The organism is Actinopolymorpha sp. NPDC004070, assembly GCF_040610475.1.
In the GTDB taxonomy this organism is placed as follows: domain Bacteria; phylum Actinomycetota; class Actinomycetes; order Propionibacteriales; family Actinopolymorphaceae; genus Actinopolymorpha.
In genome coordinates this window covers 57,695-76,722 of record NZ_JBEXMJ010000021.1, presented here as the reverse complement: position 1 = coordinate 76,722, position 19,028 = coordinate 57,695, and the positions used below count along the sequence as shown (strand labels likewise).

The following is a 19,028-nucleotide window of genomic DNA, read 5'->3' as shown; positions in this document are numbered from 1 at the left end:
CGGGCCGCGATGCGGTTCGTGCCCTACGGGGACCGCAAGAGGGTCGCCGCCGCGCTCAAGCCGATCTACACAGCCCCGACCGTCGAGGCCGCCGAAACCGAACTGTTGGGCTTCGCCGCGTCCGAGCTCGGCGGCAAGTACCCGGCCACGGTGGCGACCTGGGAGAACGCGTGGGAGCGGTTCACTCCGTTCCTGGCGTTCCCGCCGGAAGTTCGGCGGATCATCTACACCACCAACAGCATCGAGTCCCTGAACTACCAGCTCCGCAAGATCATCAAGAACCGTGGTCACTTCCCAGGCGACGATGCGGTCATCAAGCTGTTGTGGCTGGCGATCCGCGACATCGAGGACAAGCGGGCACGCGAACGCGCCAAGGAAGCCGGCATCGCGCGAGACAAGCGCAAAGCCGCCGGCCGGCTCGTCGAAGGCGCGACCGTCCACGGCTGGAAACAAGCCCTCGGCGCCCTCGCCATCGCCTACCCCGACCGACTCGCCCCCTACATCAGCTAAAACCCAAGCCCGCTTACACAGACAACTTGACAAGCTCGATGCCGCCGACGACAGCAGCGCAGAGGACAAACGGCACCATCACACGTGCAAGGCCCCGAACGTCGTCGGCGACGCTAGCTCTGTCTCGGCTGGTTGTCTGATCCATCAGCACCTCCCCTTGCATGCACGACACCCCCAGCAGCGAGGCGGGAACGAGACGATGGCTCGGGCGCGGCCATACTGCTCTCTCTCCTTCGCTCATCCATATGCAGCCGTCGCCAAGGCAGTGAGGCGTTCCACTTCGTTGATCGGGAGCGCGAGGTCCTGCCCTGCGGCTGGGCGCCCGTGTGCGGGCCGGTAGAGCGAGGACCGCAGCCCCACCAGGCGGCCCTGCAGGTCCACCAACCCGCCACCCGAGCCGGCCCGGCGCAACGCCACGTCGCGTGCGGGCAAGGCGGTGTCGATCTGGATCGCCCGGTAGGTGGCTCGTCGTTCGTGCTCACCGGCGAAGGCGGGAGGAGGAACCGTGATCAGCCGGTGGAGCGCGGTGACTGCAACCAACCTCGTCGTTTCCTGCAAAGCCTTCGGCGAGCCCAGCGCGATCACCTCGCTGCCCACTTGCAGACGGTCGGAGTTCACCAGCGGTGCCGGGGTGAGCCCCCTGGTCTGGTCGACTTTGACCACGGCCAGGTCCGCCGCGAAGCTTGCACCCACGAACCTGGCGTGGCGGTTCTCCTGCTCCCCTGCCACCCTCACATCTATGCCACCGGCGGAGGTGGCCCGGGCGACCAGGTGAAAGTTGGTCAGCACCAACCCGCTGTCACTGGCAACGATGCCCGAACCCGTCGACATCCCGTGGGCGGACTGAGCACAGACCTCGACCACGCTCGACCTGACAGCCGAGACGATCAGCGGGACCCGCATCGCCGTCGGATCCAGCTGAAAACCCTGCCGCAACGTCTGCTCTGCGACTACCTGCTGGCCCATGGACCTGCTCTTCAAGCCCACCACAGTGACCGCGCCGACCACAGCGAGGAACACCGCCGTAAGAGCCGCCATCACCACCACACCACGCCCCCGCCTGCCACCACGAGGCGACCGGACATGGGCGGATCCGTCACACCGGGCAGGCGGACCTCGCGAACCGAATCGAGGACGCTCCCACCACGTCATACCAACAGCCCACCGGCGACCCACCACCACATCACAGGGCCAGACGGTCCAGCCACGCCGGCACTCGTACCGGCAAAGCGCTGCACCCCTTCACACCCTGACCGACAAAACAGATCCGCCGAGTTCATCCTCGAGCCGGTGAAGAGTTTCCTCACGTCTTCAAGGGTGGCCACCGCCCGCCGCGCGCCGCAGCGCCGATGATCAACCCGATGCGTAGGGTGCTCCGCGAGCACGAGGTCGACGTCCCGGAGGACATCGCGACGACCTACGACCCGCTGCACGCCCGAACCAGTCCGAGAGGCGTTGGAGATCTTCGCAGCTCCCAGTGCGGAGTGCGTCCTCATCAGTGACTCGTTGACCGACATCGATCGCCCACGCGACCAGAGTTCACAGCATCGGCTACGCCAAGTCTCCCGACCGGAAGCCAATCTCCTCGCGGCCGAGCCCGACGCCATGGTCGACAGCATCCCTGTCCTGACCACGGCCATCCGGACGATCCCTCCACTCTGGACGGCTGCGGGCCAACAGTCGCGTACTCGCCGTAGATCCGTTTGACGTCCGCGGCCGCTTCAGCGTTGACGGGTCCTGCCATAACGGTTGGCGTAGATGTCGCGCACCATGCAGATCTGCGTGCCGTGGTGGCTCACCTCGTTGAGCATTGCCGCGAGGGCGTGGTCGCCGCGCCCCCAGGGATGGCCCGGGTATTCCCGCTCGAGCATCTCGTCGGTGGTGTTCTTGAGCGCTTCCTTCAGCGCGGCCCAGCCGGCGTTGAATCGCGCCAGGCCCTCGTCGACGGTGGGGATGATCGTGTGGGCCCACATGCGCCCGTAGATCTCGCGTGTCGGGGTGGTGGGGCCGCCGACGATCTCGAGTTCGGCGAACAGGCCGGGCGCGGCGCCGAAGTGGTTGAGCAGCCAGTTGATGGTTGTCATGGGCATCACGACCGGCTTGCCGTTGAACTCGTCGGTCGCAAGGTCCCAGTCGCACTCGACGACCCACTGGCCGCTGTCATCGCCGCCGGCGTGCTTCGTACGTTGCTCACCCCGCGGGCGGATGCCCCACGCACCCGGGTGCGGCTCGAAGTCGAGCTCGTCTTGGATGAGGTCCTTCCACGCTCGGTCGAGCGTGTAACTGTCGATGAGGCCCATCCAGGTGAGGAACAGGTCGGCACGCTTGTCCGTCATGGCGGCGAGCCTGGCATGCCCTTGCCGCGTGCTGCAAGATTCCCGGAGCCGAGCGACGCCACGAACCGTGCCCCCGGAGGTGGAGCTGACCCGGTTTGACGGACATCCAAGATCAGGGCATCGGTCCTGAGGAAGGATGTCGGATCAAGTGACGATCGCGGCGTCACCGGCAGCCGCACGAAGGCGGGCTCGCTGGGCGGTCGTCGGCGTCGAATCCGTCGAGGAACTCCCTGATCGCCCGCTTGGACTTGAACACGTGCCGAGTCACGTGTTGCGCATGCTGGGCGATGATCGCGAGCTCGCCTTCGTTCGCGCGCCGGTCGCGCCAGATGGCCGGGATCAGGCGCCATTCGTCGCGCAACCGTTGCCAGCGCGAGTACTCACATCCTTCCGGCAGCTGGCCAGGCATTCTGAAGCCGCGCAGGAACGCTCGTCCCGCGCACCGCCACCACGGCGTGGCGAGGACCACCACGGTGTCGGCGCGTTCGAGACGAAGAGCGAGCGTCTCGGTGTAGTTGCCGTCGGCGATCCACGCGTCGCCCGCAAGGACGCGACGTTGCTTCTCGCCCCACTCAGCTTCCGACGGTTCGACCCAGCCGGGCTTCCAGAACTCGAGGTCGAGATGAATGAGGGGCAAGCCAGCCTTGGCCGCAAGGGCGTGCGAGAGCGTGGATTTCCCGGCCCCGGCCTGCCCGGTGACGATGATGCGGCGTCCTGGCGGCACAGTTTGAGCAGAGTCGGATACGGCTGAGGAAGTAGACGACACAAGGACCCCTTCGGGTTAGCGAGAACGAGGCCGCACTCGGCGCACGACAGCACACCGGCAGTGCAGGCCGACAAGGTTCGCCGTGCCGCAGACCAAGGGCAGCACGCGATGACAGGCCACTTGGGACCTACAACGTCAACGCGCGCTTGAACGACCGGGCATTCCTCAGCTCCTCGCGGGGTCACTCGCTGTCCGCAGCGTAGCGCCTCGTCTGGCTGGCTGACCACCTCAGGGCGGCGCAGACCTGGACCCGGCGACCCGGCGCCGTACGACCGGCAGGCCGATCTCGCCCGGGATCGGTCCAGCACGACGGGCTCAGCAGGAAGTCGCCCAGGTCGTTGTTGCCCATGTCCTGCCCCTGCTGCGTTCTCACCCCAGCTGGCGCTGCGCGTCCAGGAGATGGTGGCGCAACTGGTCCATGGTCGGCAGGCTACCCAGCGCTGCCCCGCAGCGTACGTCGACGGTCATCCACGCAGCGTCGCGCCGGCGACGTCCGCCTGGTGGTGCGGGACCGGGTGCGTGCGTTCGAGCTTCGCACCCTCGACGTCGACGTCGGGCAGGATGCGGTCCAGCCAGCGTGGGATCCACCAGGCCTTGTCCCCCAGGAGATGCATGGCGGCGGGGATGATCAGCATCCGGACCACGAAGGCGTCCAGGAGAACGCCGAACGCGAGACCGAAACCGATCGGCTTGATCGTGGTGTCGTGGGAGAAGATGAAGCCGGCGAACACCGAGATCATGATGATGGCCGCCGCGGTGACCACGCTGCGCCCGGCGTGCAGGCCACGCTGCACGGCCACCTTGGCCGGGGCGCCGTGGGCGTAGGCCTCGCGCATCCCGGAGACGAGGAACAGCTGGTAGTCCATGGCAAGTCCGAACAGGATGCCGGTCTCGATGATGGGCAGGAAGCTCAGGATCGGGCCTGGCGAGTGGACGCCGAACAGACCGGAGACCCAGCCGAGCTGGAAGATGGCGGTGATTCCGCCGAAGGCGCCCAGCAGGGACAGGACGAACCCGATCGTCGCGGTCAGGGGAACGAGCAGCGAGCGGAAGACCAGGACGAGGATCAGGAACGACAGCCCGACCACCAGCACGAGATAGACCGGCAGGGCGTCGGAGAGCTTCTGCGACACGTCGATGTTGGCGCTGGCGTTCCCGGCCACCCCGAGGGTGGCCTCGCCACCGCCGGCAGCGGCCGGTTCGAGCTCCCGCAGTCCGTGCACCAGGTTGGCGGTGGACTCACTGTTGGGCCCGCCGGTGGGGATGACCTGGAAGGCGAGCTCGGTGCCTTCTGTGGAGACAGCGATCGGTACGACAGCCTCCACGTCACCCATGTCGTGGATGGCCTGCCCGACCGCGGCCTGTTCGGCGGTCCGGGTCTTGTCGTCGACCGCCTGCGGAAGGGTGGCCACGACGAGCAGTGGGCCGTTGAAGCCGGCGCCGAACTCGTCGGCCTGAACCTCGTACCCCTGGTGGGCCTGGGAGTCCTCGGGCTGGCCGGACCCGTCCGGAAGCCCGAGCCGCATCTGCAGGGCAGGTAGCGCGACGACGGCCAGGGCCGCGACGCCGATCACCAGCCCGAGGATCGCGCGGCGAGCGCTCGTCGGCCGAACAGCGCGGGACTCGGGGGCGTCGACGCGGCGATGCTTGGGTCCCTTCGCATCGACGGTCGTGTCGTGCCGACTGACCGACGCCGTGGCCGGCCGGAGTGCGGCCCGCTCCCTCTTACGCAGCACGCGCATGCCGACCAGAGAGAGCAGGGCGGGGGTGAACGTCGTGGCGACGAGGATGGCAACGAGCACTGCTCCGGCGCCGACGGTGCCCATCAGCCCCAGGAACGGGATGCCGGTGATGTTAAGGGCCAGCAGCGCCACGATGACAGTCGTACCGGCGAAGACGACGGCGTTGCCGGACGTACCGTTGGCGAGGCCGATTGACTCGTGCAGGTCCATGCCCTGCCTGAGCTGGTTGCGGTGGCGGTTGAGGATGAACAGCGAGTAGTCGATGCCCACCGCGAGTCCGAGCATCACGCCCAGCACGGGTGTGACGGACTGGAAGTCGAACAGGCCCGAGAACGACATGGCAGCGAGGGTGGCCACACCGACGCCGAGGATCGCGCTGGCCAGCGGAAGTACGGCACCGACGGCGGTGCCCAGCATGGCGACCAGCACGATCGCCGCGACGATGACCCCGACGACCTCGCCAGGCCCGAGGACGGAGGGGACGGCCTGGGAGATGTCCTGCGAAAGCAGCACCTTGGCGCCCGTGATGCCGGCTTCGTCGACGAGCTTCTCGATCCTGGTCTTGGTCTCGGCCGGTACCTCGTTGGTCGGCCGGTCGAAGCTCACGGCCGCGACAGCGGCGGCGCGGTCCTTCGACACGAACCGGAATCCCGACGAGAGTTCCGCGACCTGGGTCGCGGACTTCAGTCCGGCGCCCTGCGCGTCGAGCTTGGCCTTCTGCTGCTGGAGTTGCTGCTTGCCCTGGTCCAGCTTGTCCTGCTGCGCCGCCAGCTGCTGCCTCACCTTGTCCGGAGCCGCGGTGCCTCCTGCCCGCTCGCGCTGAGTGTCAAGCTGCCGTTGCGCCGAGTCGAGTTCTTCCAGTCCCTGCGCGACCTTGCTCTTTCCCTGCTCGAGTTGCTGCTTGCCGGCCACGAGTTTGGCCTTGCCGGCGTCGAGTTGCGCCTGGGTGTCGAAGGGGTTGGTGACGCCCTGCACCCCGTCGACGCGCGAGATCCGGTGGAGGAGGGCCGCGATCCCGCTCTGCTGCTCCTTGCTCAACGCGGTGCCGTCGGCGGACTTGAACACCACGCTGCCGGAGCCGCCGCCGGTCCCCTCGAAGTCGGTGGCGAGCTGGTCGGTGACCTTGCTGGTCGGCGTACCCGGGATGGAGATTGCCGAGGAGATGGAGCCCGAGAACGCAAGGAACGTCCCGAGTACGACCAGCATCGCGGCCACCCAGGTCCCGACAACGGTCCAGTGGCGCCGCGCAGCGAATCGTCCTACGCGATAGAGAAGCTCAGCCATGTCGCTGCTTCGGTTCCTTTCGGTCGAGCGTGTTCGCGTGCCGGTCTCGGGCGGGCGGCCGCACGGCGGGTCGACGCCGCGCATCGGGAGGTGGCGCCGGACAGGGCCGCGCCGGTGGAATGTCGGTGAGTCGGGCGAGGTGTCGGCTCGTCGGCGGCCGGGGTCACCGAGGTCCGCGCTCGATCGCGCCTCGGTATCCGCCGGCGAGCTGATCGGTAAGGCGGGTCATGTACCCGCGCCACGCTCGCCGGGACGCCGGTGTCACCGTGGCCGCGTACTCCTTGACCCATCGGCGGGCGATGACGCCGATGCCGTTCATGAGGAACGCCACCGTCAGGCCGAGGACCAGCGCGTCGATGTCGGGAACGTGGGCCTGCACCTGTGCCACCAGCCGCCGGCCGACGTGGTCCAGGGCGGTCTGAGAGATCGCCTGCCCCCGCGGCTGTTCCTCGTGGTCCTCGCCGACGATGCTCACGATGGTGGTCATCGCGGTCGGCAGGTCCGTGTCGCGCACCGCTGCGCACAACCCGTCGACGGCAGCGACGTGCCGGCTCGCGTCCGAGGGCAGGTTCTCGAGTTCGGCGTCGATGGCTTGCAGCAACTGGTCGGTGACCTGCGCGAGAACCTGCTCACACACAGCCACGAGCAGGTTCTCGAACGTCGGGAAGTGGTTGAACACCGTACGCCGGGACACTCCGGCCGCGGCCGCGACCTCGTCCACGGTGAATCCGCCGGGACCGCTCGTCATCGCCAGTCCACGCGTCGAGGCGAGGATGGCGTCGCGGCGCTGCTCTCGCAGGACGCTGCGTCCGTCCACCCTGGCCTCGCCCACCCCACCACGGTGCCATCAACTTGCACTGGATGCAAATTGATCAGGGCGCGGGTCAGGGCGTCGGCGGGACCGGCTCCATCACGTCGAACCGCAGACGGAGCCCGGGCGGGGTCTGCAACGGCTGGCGTCGCCGTTGCGTCCACAACACCGGCGAGCCGTCCGTGGCGCGGGCAAGCATCGCGCGGCGTTCGACCCGTAGACCCTCGGACGGGACCGCGGCCGGCTCCAGCTGGTGCGTGGGATGCACGCCACCGGACGCGGGGTCGATGAGCAGGTCGCTCTCCGCTTCGGGCATGAGGACGGCGGCCGGCCCGGACAGATCCACCGCACGCCCCTGCACGAACCGGCGCCGCCCGTTCACGGACTCGATGACGTACGGGTGCCACCGCGGCGGCACCCTCGTCATCGGCCGGTACGCGAAGCCGGCCCGTCCGGACGCGTCGATGCGTGCCGGTGGCTCGGCGGGTGGGTCCGCCTCGGTGGGGACTCCGCGTCCGTGGATTCGCTGCTCGACCGCCCAGACGAGGTTCGCGTCCTCGTCGATGCCGATGACGACCTCGTCGAGCAGCGGACCGGCCAGCGGGGTGGCCGCCGTCGCCCACACCACGAGCGACCGTGAGTCCAGGCCGTGCGTGGTGAACATGCTCCAGTCCTTGGGCGGATCGAGGCTCCAGGACTCACCGAACGAGTCCTGGACGACGACCTCGTCCAGGGTGAGGACGTGGCCCGCGACCGCGTCCACCGGGAACCCGAACCAGTCGTCGGACTGGTTGACGATGAGGTCGATGAGCAGCAGGGTCGCCAGGTGCGACCGGTCGGGCGGATACCCGCCGATGTCGACCTTGGCATCCTCGATCTCCCACCACCGGGGCAGCGGAGCGCCGGGGTATCTGACGCGGCCCGGGAAGAGTTCCGTCGCCGGTGCGGGTGTGGCCGGTGGGGGCATCGGGGTGTTCGCGTCCACCGAGTACCAGTCGAGGTCCCCGCCGTCGTGGCGTTCGAGTGCGAGCGTCACCCCGCCGGCGGAGAACTCCGCCTCGTACGTCAGCTCCGCCGGGTCCCACAGGTCCACCGGCTCAGGGTCCGGCGGGCGCAGGTCGCCGAACCAGTTCTCGTCCAGGCCCAGCTCGGCGCGCCGCGCCCACAGGACGCGCCCGTCCGGGCCCGTCCCGTCGAGCAGGTCGTACGGCGCGGGCAGGCCCGACAGCAGCAGCGAGTCCTCGTCCAATGCGATGCCAGCGGCGTCGGCCTGCTCGGCGACCGCCCGGCCCACGGTGATCCGGCGGCCCGGCGTCCACGAATCTCCCGGCTCGGACTCGACGATCGCCTCGGCAGGTGTCGTACGCGGGTCCAGGTGCGGCTGCCCGGCCACCGGGTCGATGCCGGTGAGCCGCGCACGGTAGGTGAGCCGTACCGGCGACGACGCGTCCTCACCGGCGTGCTCCCCCAGCTGCCACTGGCGGCCGAGCAGCCACGCCGGGTCGGCGACCTCCGCGGTGAAGCCGCGCGCCAGGTCGGTCTGGAAGGCGTCGGCCTCCAGCCGGTGCATCGCGTCGAAGATGAGGGCCACGTCGTCAGCTCCCTGTCGGTTCCAGCGGTACGGCGATCGCCCCACTCGCCGGCAGCAGCGAGGCGGGCAGCATCCCCTGCAGGCCCCGGCCGAGGTCGACCGGCCGGGCCATGCGCGCCCGGGCGAGCAGTCGCGTGTCGGCGACGATGTCGACGACGGTCCGCTCGTCCATCGGCTTGCCGGGGTCGGGCGGAACGGCGAGCAGGATGGCCTGCGGCGCACGGGCGGCCGGGGCGTTGAAACCGAAGGCGGCGCCGGTCGTCTGCTCCTCCGCCGGGATGACCTCGGTGAACCTGTCGACAGCGGCGACAGCGACCCGGGCGGTCCCGGGAAGAGCGGTGAGGTCGAGGTCCGGCGCCGCGTACGCGACCACCAGTCGCCTCGCGTCCGGCGTTCGCTGCCACGGGTCGGCCGGCTTGTTCGACCAGCCGACGAGCGGGGTGCCGCCGATCGGGGTGCCGCTCGCCAGCTGGTGGACCTCGACGCGCGCGAGTGAGTCGCGCACGGCGGCCACCGTGGAAAGCCAGTGCCGGTCCAGGGCGGCGTCGGCCTGGGAAACCGGCAGGGCATCGGCGGTGAGCCGTCCGGTGACCGCGAGCTGGCCGGTGGGCGAGACGAGTGTGGCGAGGGCCTCGACCAGGTCGGCGCGGGAGAGCGCCGCGGCCGGCGACGGCTCGCCCGGTCCTGGTTCGACCGTGGACGGGCTGGCCGCGACGCGGGTGCCGAGTAGTTCCAGCGCTCTGGCCGCCGTCGCCACCAGGCGCCGTTCGGCCACCTCCACGGCGTCGAGCCCGTCCCAGGCCGGGTCGGCCCCCGGGTCCGGGGCGACGCCCCATGCGCGGGCGGCGACCACGAACCGGCTCAGCACGTCGGGGTCCGCGGTCCCGATCCCGCCGTCCGGTCCGGTCGCCGCGAGCTGGTCGCCGAGCTGCCCGACCAGCGTCAGCCCGGTGACTCGGACGAGGGTGTAGCGGGTGAGCAGGTCAGCGTCCACTGCCGCCTGGTCGGCAGGTGCGTCGGCCTGCTCGGATACCGCGTCCGGCCCCGCGGGGTTGCGGCCCACGAGCGCCACCAGCCGTGCGGCCTGCTCGTAGCGCACCGCCCCGTCCCCCGCGCTGACGGCGGCCTGCACGGCGTCCACGCCGAGCACCTGTGCACCCGCATGCAGGGCCAGCCTCTCCAGATCGGTACGCGTTAGTGCGAGCGCGTCCGCGGGCGACAGGCCGAGGTCGGCGAGGGTGACCGTGACCGGAACACCTACCGGCACTCCGGAGGCGTCCACCTCCGCGACCTCGAACGTCCACTGCGTGGCGTCGCCGGTCTGCTCCCGGAGCAGTGCCGCCGTCGCGGCGTCGGCGAGCGCCGCCGGGCCCACCACGGCGCGTTCCAGGTCGTCGGCGGGCAACGGGGGTTCGGCGACGTCGCGCAGGGCGAGTACGACCGACGTGCTGACCGCCCTGCCCTCGCGGGGCGTACGCAGCAGGCCCAGGTGCGGTGGCCGGGCCAGACCGGCGGCGGCGTCCAGGACCGCACCGGCCACCTCGGCTCGTCCCTCGGTGACGTGGTGGACGGCCTCGGCGACGAGCAGGTCCCCGTAGGTGTCCAGGCCGGCGCGCAGCCGCTCCAGCTCCGCGAGCCGGGCGGGGTCCAGGCCCAGGGAGGACGGCGGCGCCGCCAGCACGGCGAGCCCGTCACACGTGCGCCGGCCCTGGTGCTCGGTGCGTACCGGGAACTCCCGCCGGAGTCGCGCGACGTCGCCGGGGGCTGCGACGACGCGTTCCACCTCTCGGCCGAGCGCCTCTGCCAGGTGCGCGCCGATGCGTACGTGCTCGGCGGTCCGGTCCGCGTCCCGCACCGTGCGGGAGGTGAGGTCGAGGTCCCACCGGTTGTCGACGGGATCGTTGACGGCCCGGTCGCGCAGGACGGTCGCGGTAAGTGCCTGTCCTGGCGAGGGCGCCTGCAGGAGTCCCGCCGCGGTGGGACCCGGCTTGCCGGGGCGGGGATGGTCGACCCACCCGTACGCGCCCAGCCGCAACGCCGTACCACCGCGGTCGGTCAGGTCCTGCAGCCGGCGGGTCGGCAACCCGACCAGCCACGGGTCGATACGGACTGCCGCGGTGTCGACGGTCGCGCGCAGCAGGCGTTCGAGCCGGTCGGGCTCGACCTCGAGATCGGCCAGGGCGAGCAACCCGTCGGCGGCCCGGCGGAACCTGTCCGCCTCCTCGGTGCGCGCACGCAGGGACTCGGAGGTGGCGGCGCGGATCCACGCCTCCAGCCGGGGCGGCTCGCCCGCGTCGCGGGCCACGTCCTCCGGGTGGGGAGGAGGCTCCGGCGGGGACAACCGCATGCGGCCGACATCCCCGATCGCCACCTGCAGGGAACGGATCGCCAGCCGCAGCAGCAGGCTGTCCGGCGGGAAGCGCAGGAACTCGCGTTCGATCACCTCGGTACGCGCGAAGATGTGCGGCCCTTCGTACGCGAGCCCCACGAGCGTGCGCAGCACCTTTCCGACCGTCGTGTCCTCGGGCATCCGCTCGGGGACGACGAGGGGGATGCCGAGCCGGCGAGGCGCGCCGACGGTGCCGTACCGGCGGGACGGATGCAGTCCGAGCAGTACGGCAAGCTGATGCCGGTCGAGCCACGCCCGGTCGAGCTCCTCCCACCGCACGCCGAACGCGAGTAGCAGCAGGACCAGCCACCACAGCTCCAGCGGCCAGGCACGCCGATGCCGGAAGAGCGGAGAGGTCGGCACCTGCCCGATCAGGTCGAGCAGGTGCTCGATGGAGGCGCCGACCACCGTGCCGCGCGACTCGGCCGCGGCACGGTAGGCCTCCCGCAGCTCGAGGAGCGCCTTCCGCATCGCCTCCTCGACGGGAGGGTCGTTGGGATCGGCCACCCACCGGCCGAGCGCGGTGGCGGGCAACAGGCCGTACGGCTGGGAGCCCACTCGCAGTGTCGGGAACCCGCCTTCGGGAAACAGCGCGTGCGGTGCCCACCGCGACGCGGCATGCGTACCGTCCGGCACTGCCCACAAGTCCGCGCCGGCGAAACCCCACAGCGCGGGCCACAGCGCGCTCACCATGGCGCTGTTCAGTGCCCGGTGCGGCTCCGACGGCCCGGGCAGGTTGCCCAGCAGGTCGGGGTCGCCGGTGAGGGCGGCCGAGACGGCGCGGTCGGACTCCCCGGCCGGAGTCCGCAGTACGTCCCACCAGGTGTCCGGGTCGTTGCCCAGTGGTGCGGCGGCCTTGCCGTCGACGGAGTTGGTGGGCGTACCGGGTGGGAGGGTCGCCAGGCGACCCTCGTCGCGGTGGTCGGCGAACAACGCCGCCGGGTCGCCGTCGCCGAGCCCGGTGACGTAGAGGGCGTCGATGTCGCCGGGCTCTCCGTCGAGCGGGATCTCCGCGGCGAGCCCGGCAGCCACGGCCTCGTCCCAGTCCTCCCACCAGCGCCTGTCGCCGGGCACGTCGGGGTCGGGGAAGTCGGCCAGCAGCCGCGTCCTGTCGACCGACATCGTGGTCGCGAGGGCCGGTGCACCTCCCCCGCGTGCCAGCCAGACGTACAGCCTGTCGGGGAAGCCCTCGATGCGCGGCAGCCGTGGTTCCTCGCGGATCTCGTCCGGGTCCAGCGGTCGTAGGACCGGACGGCCGTCGGGACCGGTCACGACGAGAGTACGGAGCAGGAACACCGCTCGGGCGCCTCCGACCTGGGTCACGAGCTCGCGCCAGGCCTGGGTGCGTTCCGGCTCGGTGCCGGCCGCGTCGAGCGCGTCGAGATACCGCTGGAGCGAGTCGACCTCGCCCTGGGAGACGCGGTCGTCGTGCCGGGCGAACCACGGCTCGTCGGGGACGACGCGCAGCAGCAGCCGCCCGGGACGAAACCGCGTCTCGATGCGGACGGGCATCATCACGCCGACGGTCGTGCCCGGCTCCGGTGACGGGCCGGAAGGGTTCAGGTCGGTCACTGGGGTCCCTCCGGGTCGAGCCGGTCGCCGGCGATGAGCACGCGGACCGGGCGGGCGAACGCCTGCCTCGCCCAGGTGTGGGGTTGCGGTGCCGAGGAGACGTCGTTGGCGAACCGGTATCCGGCCGGCGGTTCCTCGAACACCAGCCAGGTGCGGGCGATGTCCTCGGGCACGAAGCCCTGGAAGCCGAAGAAGGTGACGTCGGCGCCGATGCGTCCCTGGAAGCTGGGATACACCGGGGGCGCGGCCGGGTCGGGATCGACGGTGAAGTCGGGCGCGCCACCGTGCTCGGCGGTCACGAGGTAGACGACGGTCGCCGGGTAGCGCAGGAAGAGGTGCCCGCGTACGACCACCACGAGGTCCCGCCCGGAAGCACCGGACGGACGGTGGGATGCCTCGCCGACGTCACTGGTGTCGGCCCACAGGTGAACGCCGGTGATGTCGTCGACGCGGGCTCCGGTGGCTGTGTGGGCACGGTCCCAGAACACCCGCAGTGGCGTGCACCCGGTGGCCACGGGGATGTTGCGCCAGCGCAGCTCGGACAGCAGCTGCTCGTTCATTCCGACCAGCAGCGACTCGACGAACCGTGGGTTGGTCTCGACGGCGATGACCGAGTCCTCGGCCAGGCTCCCGACGCCGGGCAGCAGCCACTCGGCGAACGCCGTCCGAACATCGGCCCACACCGGCCGGTCGAGCCCGACGCACACCTCCGGCGGCGCCAACGGCTGCGCGGGGTCCAGCCCGTCGACGGTGGACAGCACGCGCACGCGGGCGGGCGCCTCGGTGCCGGTCGGGTCGAACGCCTTGACCACGCCTTCGGCCAGCGCGTCCAGGTCGACCGGGCGGCAGGGTGGCTCGCTCGGCTCCGGCTCCTCCAAGCCGTCCAGCAGGTCGGTGAGGTCGTCTTTGGTCGCGGGACGCGGGAAGCGTTCGAGGAACAGCCGCATCGTGACCACGAGTCGCCGGGCGGTCTCGTCGTCGGTAGTGCTCGCCGCGGCGGCGAGCAGTTCCAGCGCCCGGGCCCACGGCGCGGGCGCCCCCCGGTCGACAGCCTGGGCCAGCCGGTCCACGATCGAGAAGGCGAGGTCGCGCAGCGGTTCGTACGCCTGCTCGGCCAGTTGCTTGGCGAGCTCCAGCGCGGTGCGGAGGTCCACCTCGCCGGTTTCGGCGGCCCGTCGCCGGCGCTCCTCCAGCTCCTCCAGTCCGATGCCGAGATCCTCCACCGGGAAGCCGTCGCCGGACGGTTTCGGCCTTGGCGGGCAGCGGTTCGCGGCTCGCAGCACCTCGCCGGGAGTCACCTTCGCGTCCCGCAGCAGAGCCGTACGGGCCGGGCCGGTGCGCAGCATGCGCCGCAGTGCGGTGGAGAACACACCGGCGGGCAGTGCGCGGTCGTCGGCGGTGGCGAGGTCCCCGACCGTGCCGTCGGGGGTGACCACCCGGCGCAGCGCGGGGCCGAGCAGCCAGAGCCGGTCCACCGGGTCCGACGGCAGGCGCCGCTCCCACACCGCCGCGGAGGCCCGCAGGCCGAACACCAGGTCCCGGATGCGCTGACGTGACTCGGCCAGGGCGCCGAGGTGTGCCGATGCCTCGGCGGCCAGGTCCTCCTGTAACCGGATGCCGAGCTCGAGCCCGAGGCCGGCGACACCGCGGTCGCGCGGGTCGGTGTTGAGGTTCCCGGCCCAGGTGGTCTGCTCCGGCGCGCCGGCCCGCCACGTCTCGCCGTACCGGGGCAGGCCGACGATCGGGCGTCCCTTGTCGTCGGTCGCCGGCGTGCGCAGCCCGTCCAGGTCCGATCGCACATCCGGCGGAAGAGCCGCGTCGCCCACACCGATGGGAGCGAGCGCGCCCCGCACCTGCAGGTCGCCGGCGGACGGCACCCGCGGATAGTCCAGTGGCGCCCGGCCGGTCTCCGGGTCGGCCGACCCCGGTCGCAGGCGAGCGGCGAGATCCTCGAAGCTGCCCGCCGGAGTCGCGGTGCGGAACCGCCAGTGGTCGTAGAGGGGGACGGTGACCGGCGCGGTGCCCGACCATCGCTTCTGGCCGCCCGCGTCGAAGGCGGGCACGAGTACGGCGACGTAGTCGGTGCCGGCGTCCAGGCGCCGGCCGGACAGCACCCGCGCGACCCGTCTGCCCTCGGCGTCGTCCTGGACGTGTGCCCACGGGTACGGCTGGGTGGCCGCGCCCAGCGGGTGGGCCTGCTGCACGGCCGGGTTCAGCGTCACCTGCTCACCGGCGAGCACGAGGTCGGTGCCCTCGACCCCGACGACGAGCACCAGCCACGGGTGGACCGCACCTGTGCCGGGCGCCGGGGCGGGTGCCGGGGAGTACCGCCACGGCAGCGAAGGATCGGCGAACTCCACGTGCGCGCACCGGTCCGACTCGTGGTCGCCGGCGCCCGGCGACGGGTAGCGCTTGACCACCGCAGCCCGCGCGAGGTTCACGACGTCACCGGGGCCGGCGAGCAGGAACTGCACCTGCCGCGTCTCGGCCGTGGTGGCCTGGCCGTTCGCGTCCGTACCCGACAGGGTCACCGAGGTCTGCACGAGCGGTCGGCCGTCCTGCACACCGGTCGCCGCGCCCGCGATGCGTTCGCGTACCCACGAACGAAACGTCAGTTGCTGGTCCGCCACGGCTCCCCTCCTCTCGCCGTTCCGTCAGAACGCCATCGCCGCGACGGTGTCGGTCGCCGCCACCGCCGCCACTCCCGTGCCTGCGCCACCCGCCGCGCCGACCGTTGCCAGTTGGTGCGCCTGTGCCTGCGACAACCCGTCCGCGATGACCGCACCGTCGTTGCCGTGCACGGCCCACGTCTCGTCCCGTACGCCGAGCGCGGGCTTCACCACGTCCCGCTCCACGGCGCCGAGCCGCCCGGCCGTGGCGCGCATCAGCCAGGCCGGCATCGCGAGCGCCGTCAGGAAGGACGGCGGAGCGGGCAACCGGATGACCTTGACCGTGACGGTGAGCTGCGCGTCCGGCCCGTCGGCGGTGCCGTCCTGCCCGATCCGCACTCCGCCCGCCAGCCGCTCGAACGCCCGGCGGTTGAGTGCGTCCGCGTCCTTGAGCTCGGCGAACGAGCCGGGGGCGAACCAGTCGACCTCACGGGCGGTCACCAGCGGGCCGGCCGCGGTCACGCTCTCCGGCCGGATCAGCGGCGCGCCCTCGAACCGCTGCAGCAGCAGGTCCAGCGGTGCCCGCTCCTGGCTCCAGGCCGCCTGCCCGAGCGGTGAGACGACCGGCAGCGAGGTGTCGGTCGCGGGCTCGACGGTGACGCGGGTGTCCGTACCGCCCACGGCGTGGATGTTGCCCGGCTCGGCCAGTTCGCCGGCCAGCTCGGCGACCGCCGACGCGACCGGGGTGACCGCCGGCGGCACCGACGAACCGAGCCTGAATGTCTCCTCGAAGCAGATGTCGAACCACAGGATCTCGAAGCAGACCTTGCCGCGGAACACCACCGGCCCCGGCCCGCTGAGTTCGCCGCGCAGCGTCAGCCCGCCCAGGTTGCGGCTCTTGTAGCGGACCTTGACCGAGGCGGCGATGGTGAACTGGAAGTGGAACGGCTGGAAGCGGATCAGTGCGTCGAAGCCGAGGAAGCCGCGGATGTTGAAGCTGCCGACGCTGACGACGACCTCGACGGAGGCGCCGAACTGCAGCGTGTTGGTCGTGACCGCGAAGTAGCCCTCGAACCGGAAGTAGAGGAAGTCCTGGGGCGTTCCTCGCACCATCGCCACCCGGGTGAGACTGGCCGGCAGCACCATGGGCGCGGGCGAGTACGAGGGATGGAACCCGCCGACGGAGAGGACGACGTACGGCTCGGCGCCCCACGACATGCGAAACGCAGCGCCGCCGGTGAGTTCGAGGATCTCCAGCAGGTGGCTGTCGACCAGCACCGCGTCGAACGACAGCGTCTGCGCGGCGAAGTCCACCACGCCGAGGATGTCGAGCCGGATCTGGAGGTACGGACGTCCGCCGGAGGGGTTGTCGATACCCGCCCGCGCCGAGCCGAGCAGCACCACCTTCCGCGGCCCGGGCAGCTCGATGAACACGCCGATGTCGAACCGCACCAGCTCCGCCCACGACAGTTGCAGGGTGGGCCCGACGACCACCACGCCCTGGGCCGGGGGAAAGACCGCCGCGAGGTCGGCGAGCAGCACGGGAGCGTTGCGTACCGGGTCCTCCGGGGCGAGGATCCGGCCGGCGGTTCCGGTGGCCATCCGCGAGCGCAGCGCGTCCACGTCCATCTGGCGGTTCAGCGCGACCAGGCCACCGACCGCCGACAGCGCGAACCCGAAGCCCAACTGGATGGGCGGGAACGACGCACGCATGAGCACCAGCAGCGCGAAGCCGCGCCCGCCACCGGGCATCCGGGTGTCGAGCAGCCCGACGGCCTGCACGCCGACGATGCCCAGCTTGACCTCGAACGTGCCGCCGTAACGGCCGGTGGGTTCGTCGTACCTGATGAAACCGCCGCCGCTGATCGGCCCGGCGTCGATCGCGAGGCCCAGCCCGGTGGGCGGGAGGAAGCGGAAGCCGAGGTCGAGCGGGCCGAGGTTGCCGGGCGTCAGCGCCACGTCGATCGCGGCGCCGACCCCGTCGACGGCGGCGGCGAAGGGGCCGAGGGCGATCCCTCCGGCAGCCCGCGCCTCCACTGCCAACCCGTCGTCGGTGACCACGAACCGCAGCGCCATCCGCTCGATCCGGGCCGGGCCGACGTCCAGCGCCAGTGGCACCTCGACCTCCAGCCCCGCGCCCCCGGTCGCCCGCAGCCCCTTCCCAGGATCCCAGACGGCGTTCAGGTCGAGCTCGACCTCCAGCGCGGACGGAAGCACGCTGGCGAGGAAACCGTCCGCGCCGCCGAGGGAGAGGACGAGCCGCCCGTCGCGGATCTCGGCGGTGACCTCGGGCATCGCACCGGCCTGGTTCGCCACCGGGTCCCACGAGGCGTCGAACCCGAACGTCAGCGAGACGCGGGTGGCCTCGACCCGGGTGCCACCGGCAGCACCGAGCAGCAGCATCGGCGCGCCCCCGGCGTCCGCGACGAGCCCCGCCGACACGTCCACCTCGACGGTGCCGCCCGGCGGGGTGAGCGTGACGTCGAACGGCGGACTGATCCGGCCCCGGACGTCGGCGGCGAAGGCGCCGGTCGCCTCGACCCGGATCTGCCACGGCTCCTTGAGCGGATAGGTGCGGGTGAACGTCTGGCCCGCGCCGAACCGGATGTCGGCCGTCACGCTGGGCGGCGCGGTCGCGGTGTCGACCCGAAGACCCACGATGTACGCCTCGAGCAACGGCGGCTCACCGGGCGGGCGCAGCAGCACGGCCGGCATCATCATGTCCCGTTCGATGTAGCGCTGCAGCGCCTCGAACAGCGCCACCCCGTCGAACCCGGCCTCACCCCAGCCGTACACCGCGCGGAAGTACTCGCCCGGGTCGCGCAGCAGGTCGGGCAGGCGTTCGGGGTGGAGCTCACGCCGCTCGTGGGCGGGGTGCAGCGGGTCGCCGGTGTCGTTCACCGGCGCTCGTACGACCAGGCCGAGCGCGTCCAGCGCACCCAGCGCCGCGGGGGCGCGCTGGGAGGCGTACTCGACGACCACATGGTCGAGCACCTTGCGGGGCAGAGCGGCCGCGAACGCCCGCACCTCGGCACGCTGTTCGGGAGTGAGGCCGCCGAGCGAACCGGCCGCCGCGTCGGCCGCGGCCGCGACCGCACCGACCGCACCCAGCACGTCACCGATCCTGCCGAGAAGCCGCACGCCGACGGAGACGATGGACGCGACGTCCTCCGCGTCGATGGCCGCGGTGAGGTCGACCACCAGCGGTGCGAGCTCACCGGCCAGGCGCGCGGCGTCGGAGACGGAGTTCGCGAGCCCGCTCACGGCGGTCAGCCCCTCCGGTGGCCGCAGGCCCAGCTCGGCGAAGAAGTCGTCGGCACCACCGTCGGCGAGGCGATCCTCCAGGACGCCGAGTGCCACGGCGAGCTCACGGGCAACGAGTTCGAGGGTGCCCGCCTTGGTGGCCACGCCCGCTCCC

At 71.5% G+C, this 19,028-nt stretch carries 10 protein-coding genes; 1 reads left to right on the top strand and 9 read right to left on the bottom strand.

The annotated features are described in order from the left end of the window. Positions 1–510: transposase (locus ABZV93_RS27765; RefSeq protein WP_354941705.1), on the top strand; the 510-nt coding region annotated here is incomplete at its 5' end. A gap of 237 nt (positions 511–747) precedes the next feature. On the opposite strand, the gene ABZV93_RS27760 is transcribed toward ABZV93_RS27765, so the two are convergent. The 9 genes from ABZV93_RS27760 to ABZV93_RS27720 all read right to left on the bottom strand — a co-directional run bounded on the left by ABZV93_RS27760 (position 748) and on the right by ABZV93_RS27720 (position 19,018). Next, positions 748–1,548 (bottom strand): trypsin-like peptidase domain-containing protein, encoded by an 801-nt coding sequence (locus ABZV93_RS27760; RefSeq protein WP_354941703.1) that lies wholly within the window; start codon positions 1,546–1,548, stop codon positions 748–750. 683 nt (positions 1,549–2,231) lie between these two features. After that, the gene (locus ABZV93_RS27755; RefSeq protein ID WP_354941701.1) at positions 2,232–2,846 is read right to left on the bottom strand and encodes a DinB family protein; all 615 of its coding nucleotides are present in this window, start codon (positions 2,844–2,846) and stop codon (positions 2,232–2,234) included. A gap of 163 nt (positions 2,847–3,009) precedes the next feature. Further along, a complete protein-coding gene (locus ABZV93_RS27750; RefSeq protein ID WP_354941699.1) occupies positions 3,010–3,570 on the bottom strand; it encodes a hypothetical protein in 561 nt (186 codons plus the stop codon). A 506-nt stretch (positions 3,571–4,076) separates the two neighbouring features. Next, a complete protein-coding gene (locus tag ABZV93_RS27745) occupies positions 4,077–6,638 on the bottom strand; it encodes an MMPL family transporter (protein ID WP_354941697.1) in 2,562 nt (853 codons plus the stop codon). Positions 6,639–6,801: 163 nt separating this feature from the next. After that, a complete protein-coding gene (locus tag ABZV93_RS27740) occupies positions 6,802–7,470 on the bottom strand; it encodes a TetR/AcrR family transcriptional regulator (protein ID WP_354941695.1) in 669 nt (222 codons plus the stop codon). 52 nt (positions 7,471–7,522) lie between these two features. Then, positions 7,523–9,040, bottom strand: a complete 1,518-nt coding sequence (locus ABZV93_RS27735) for a hypothetical protein (protein ID WP_354941693.1) — start codon at positions 9,038–9,040, stop codon at positions 7,523–7,525. Between the two features lie 4 nt (positions 9,041–9,044). Next, entirely contained in the window at positions 9,045–13,001 is a 3,957-nt protein-coding gene (locus ABZV93_RS27730) for a hypothetical protein (RefSeq protein WP_354941691.1), read from the bottom strand. After that, entirely contained in the window at positions 12,998–15,631 is a 2,634-nt protein-coding gene (locus tag ABZV93_RS27725; RefSeq protein WP_354941689.1) for a hypothetical protein, read from the bottom strand. The genes ABZV93_RS27730 and ABZV93_RS27725 overlap by 4 nt, the downstream gene beginning before the upstream one ends. A gap of 24 nt (positions 15,632–15,655) precedes the next feature. Next, positions 15,656–19,018 carry a DUF6603 domain-containing protein gene (locus ABZV93_RS27720; protein WP_354941687.1) on the bottom strand — a complete coding sequence of 1,121 codons (3,363 nt, stop codon included), beginning with the start codon at positions 19,016–19,018 and terminating at the stop codon, positions 15,656–15,658. Positions 19,019–19,028: the final 10 nt, after the last annotated feature.

Coding starts and splice junctions, on each gene's coding strand:
- ABZV93_RS27745 (WP_354941697.1), bottom strand. CDS start 6,638: ATGGCTGAGCTTCTCTATCGCGTAGGACGATTCGCTGCGCGGCGCCAC.
- ABZV93_RS27760 (WP_354941703.1), bottom strand. CDS start 1,548: ATGGCGGCTCTTACGGCGGTGTTCCTCGCTGTGGTCGGCGCGGTCACT.
- ABZV93_RS27755 (WP_354941701.1), bottom strand. CDS start 2,846: ATGACGGACAAGCGTGCCGACCTGTTCCTCACCTGGATGGGCCTCATC.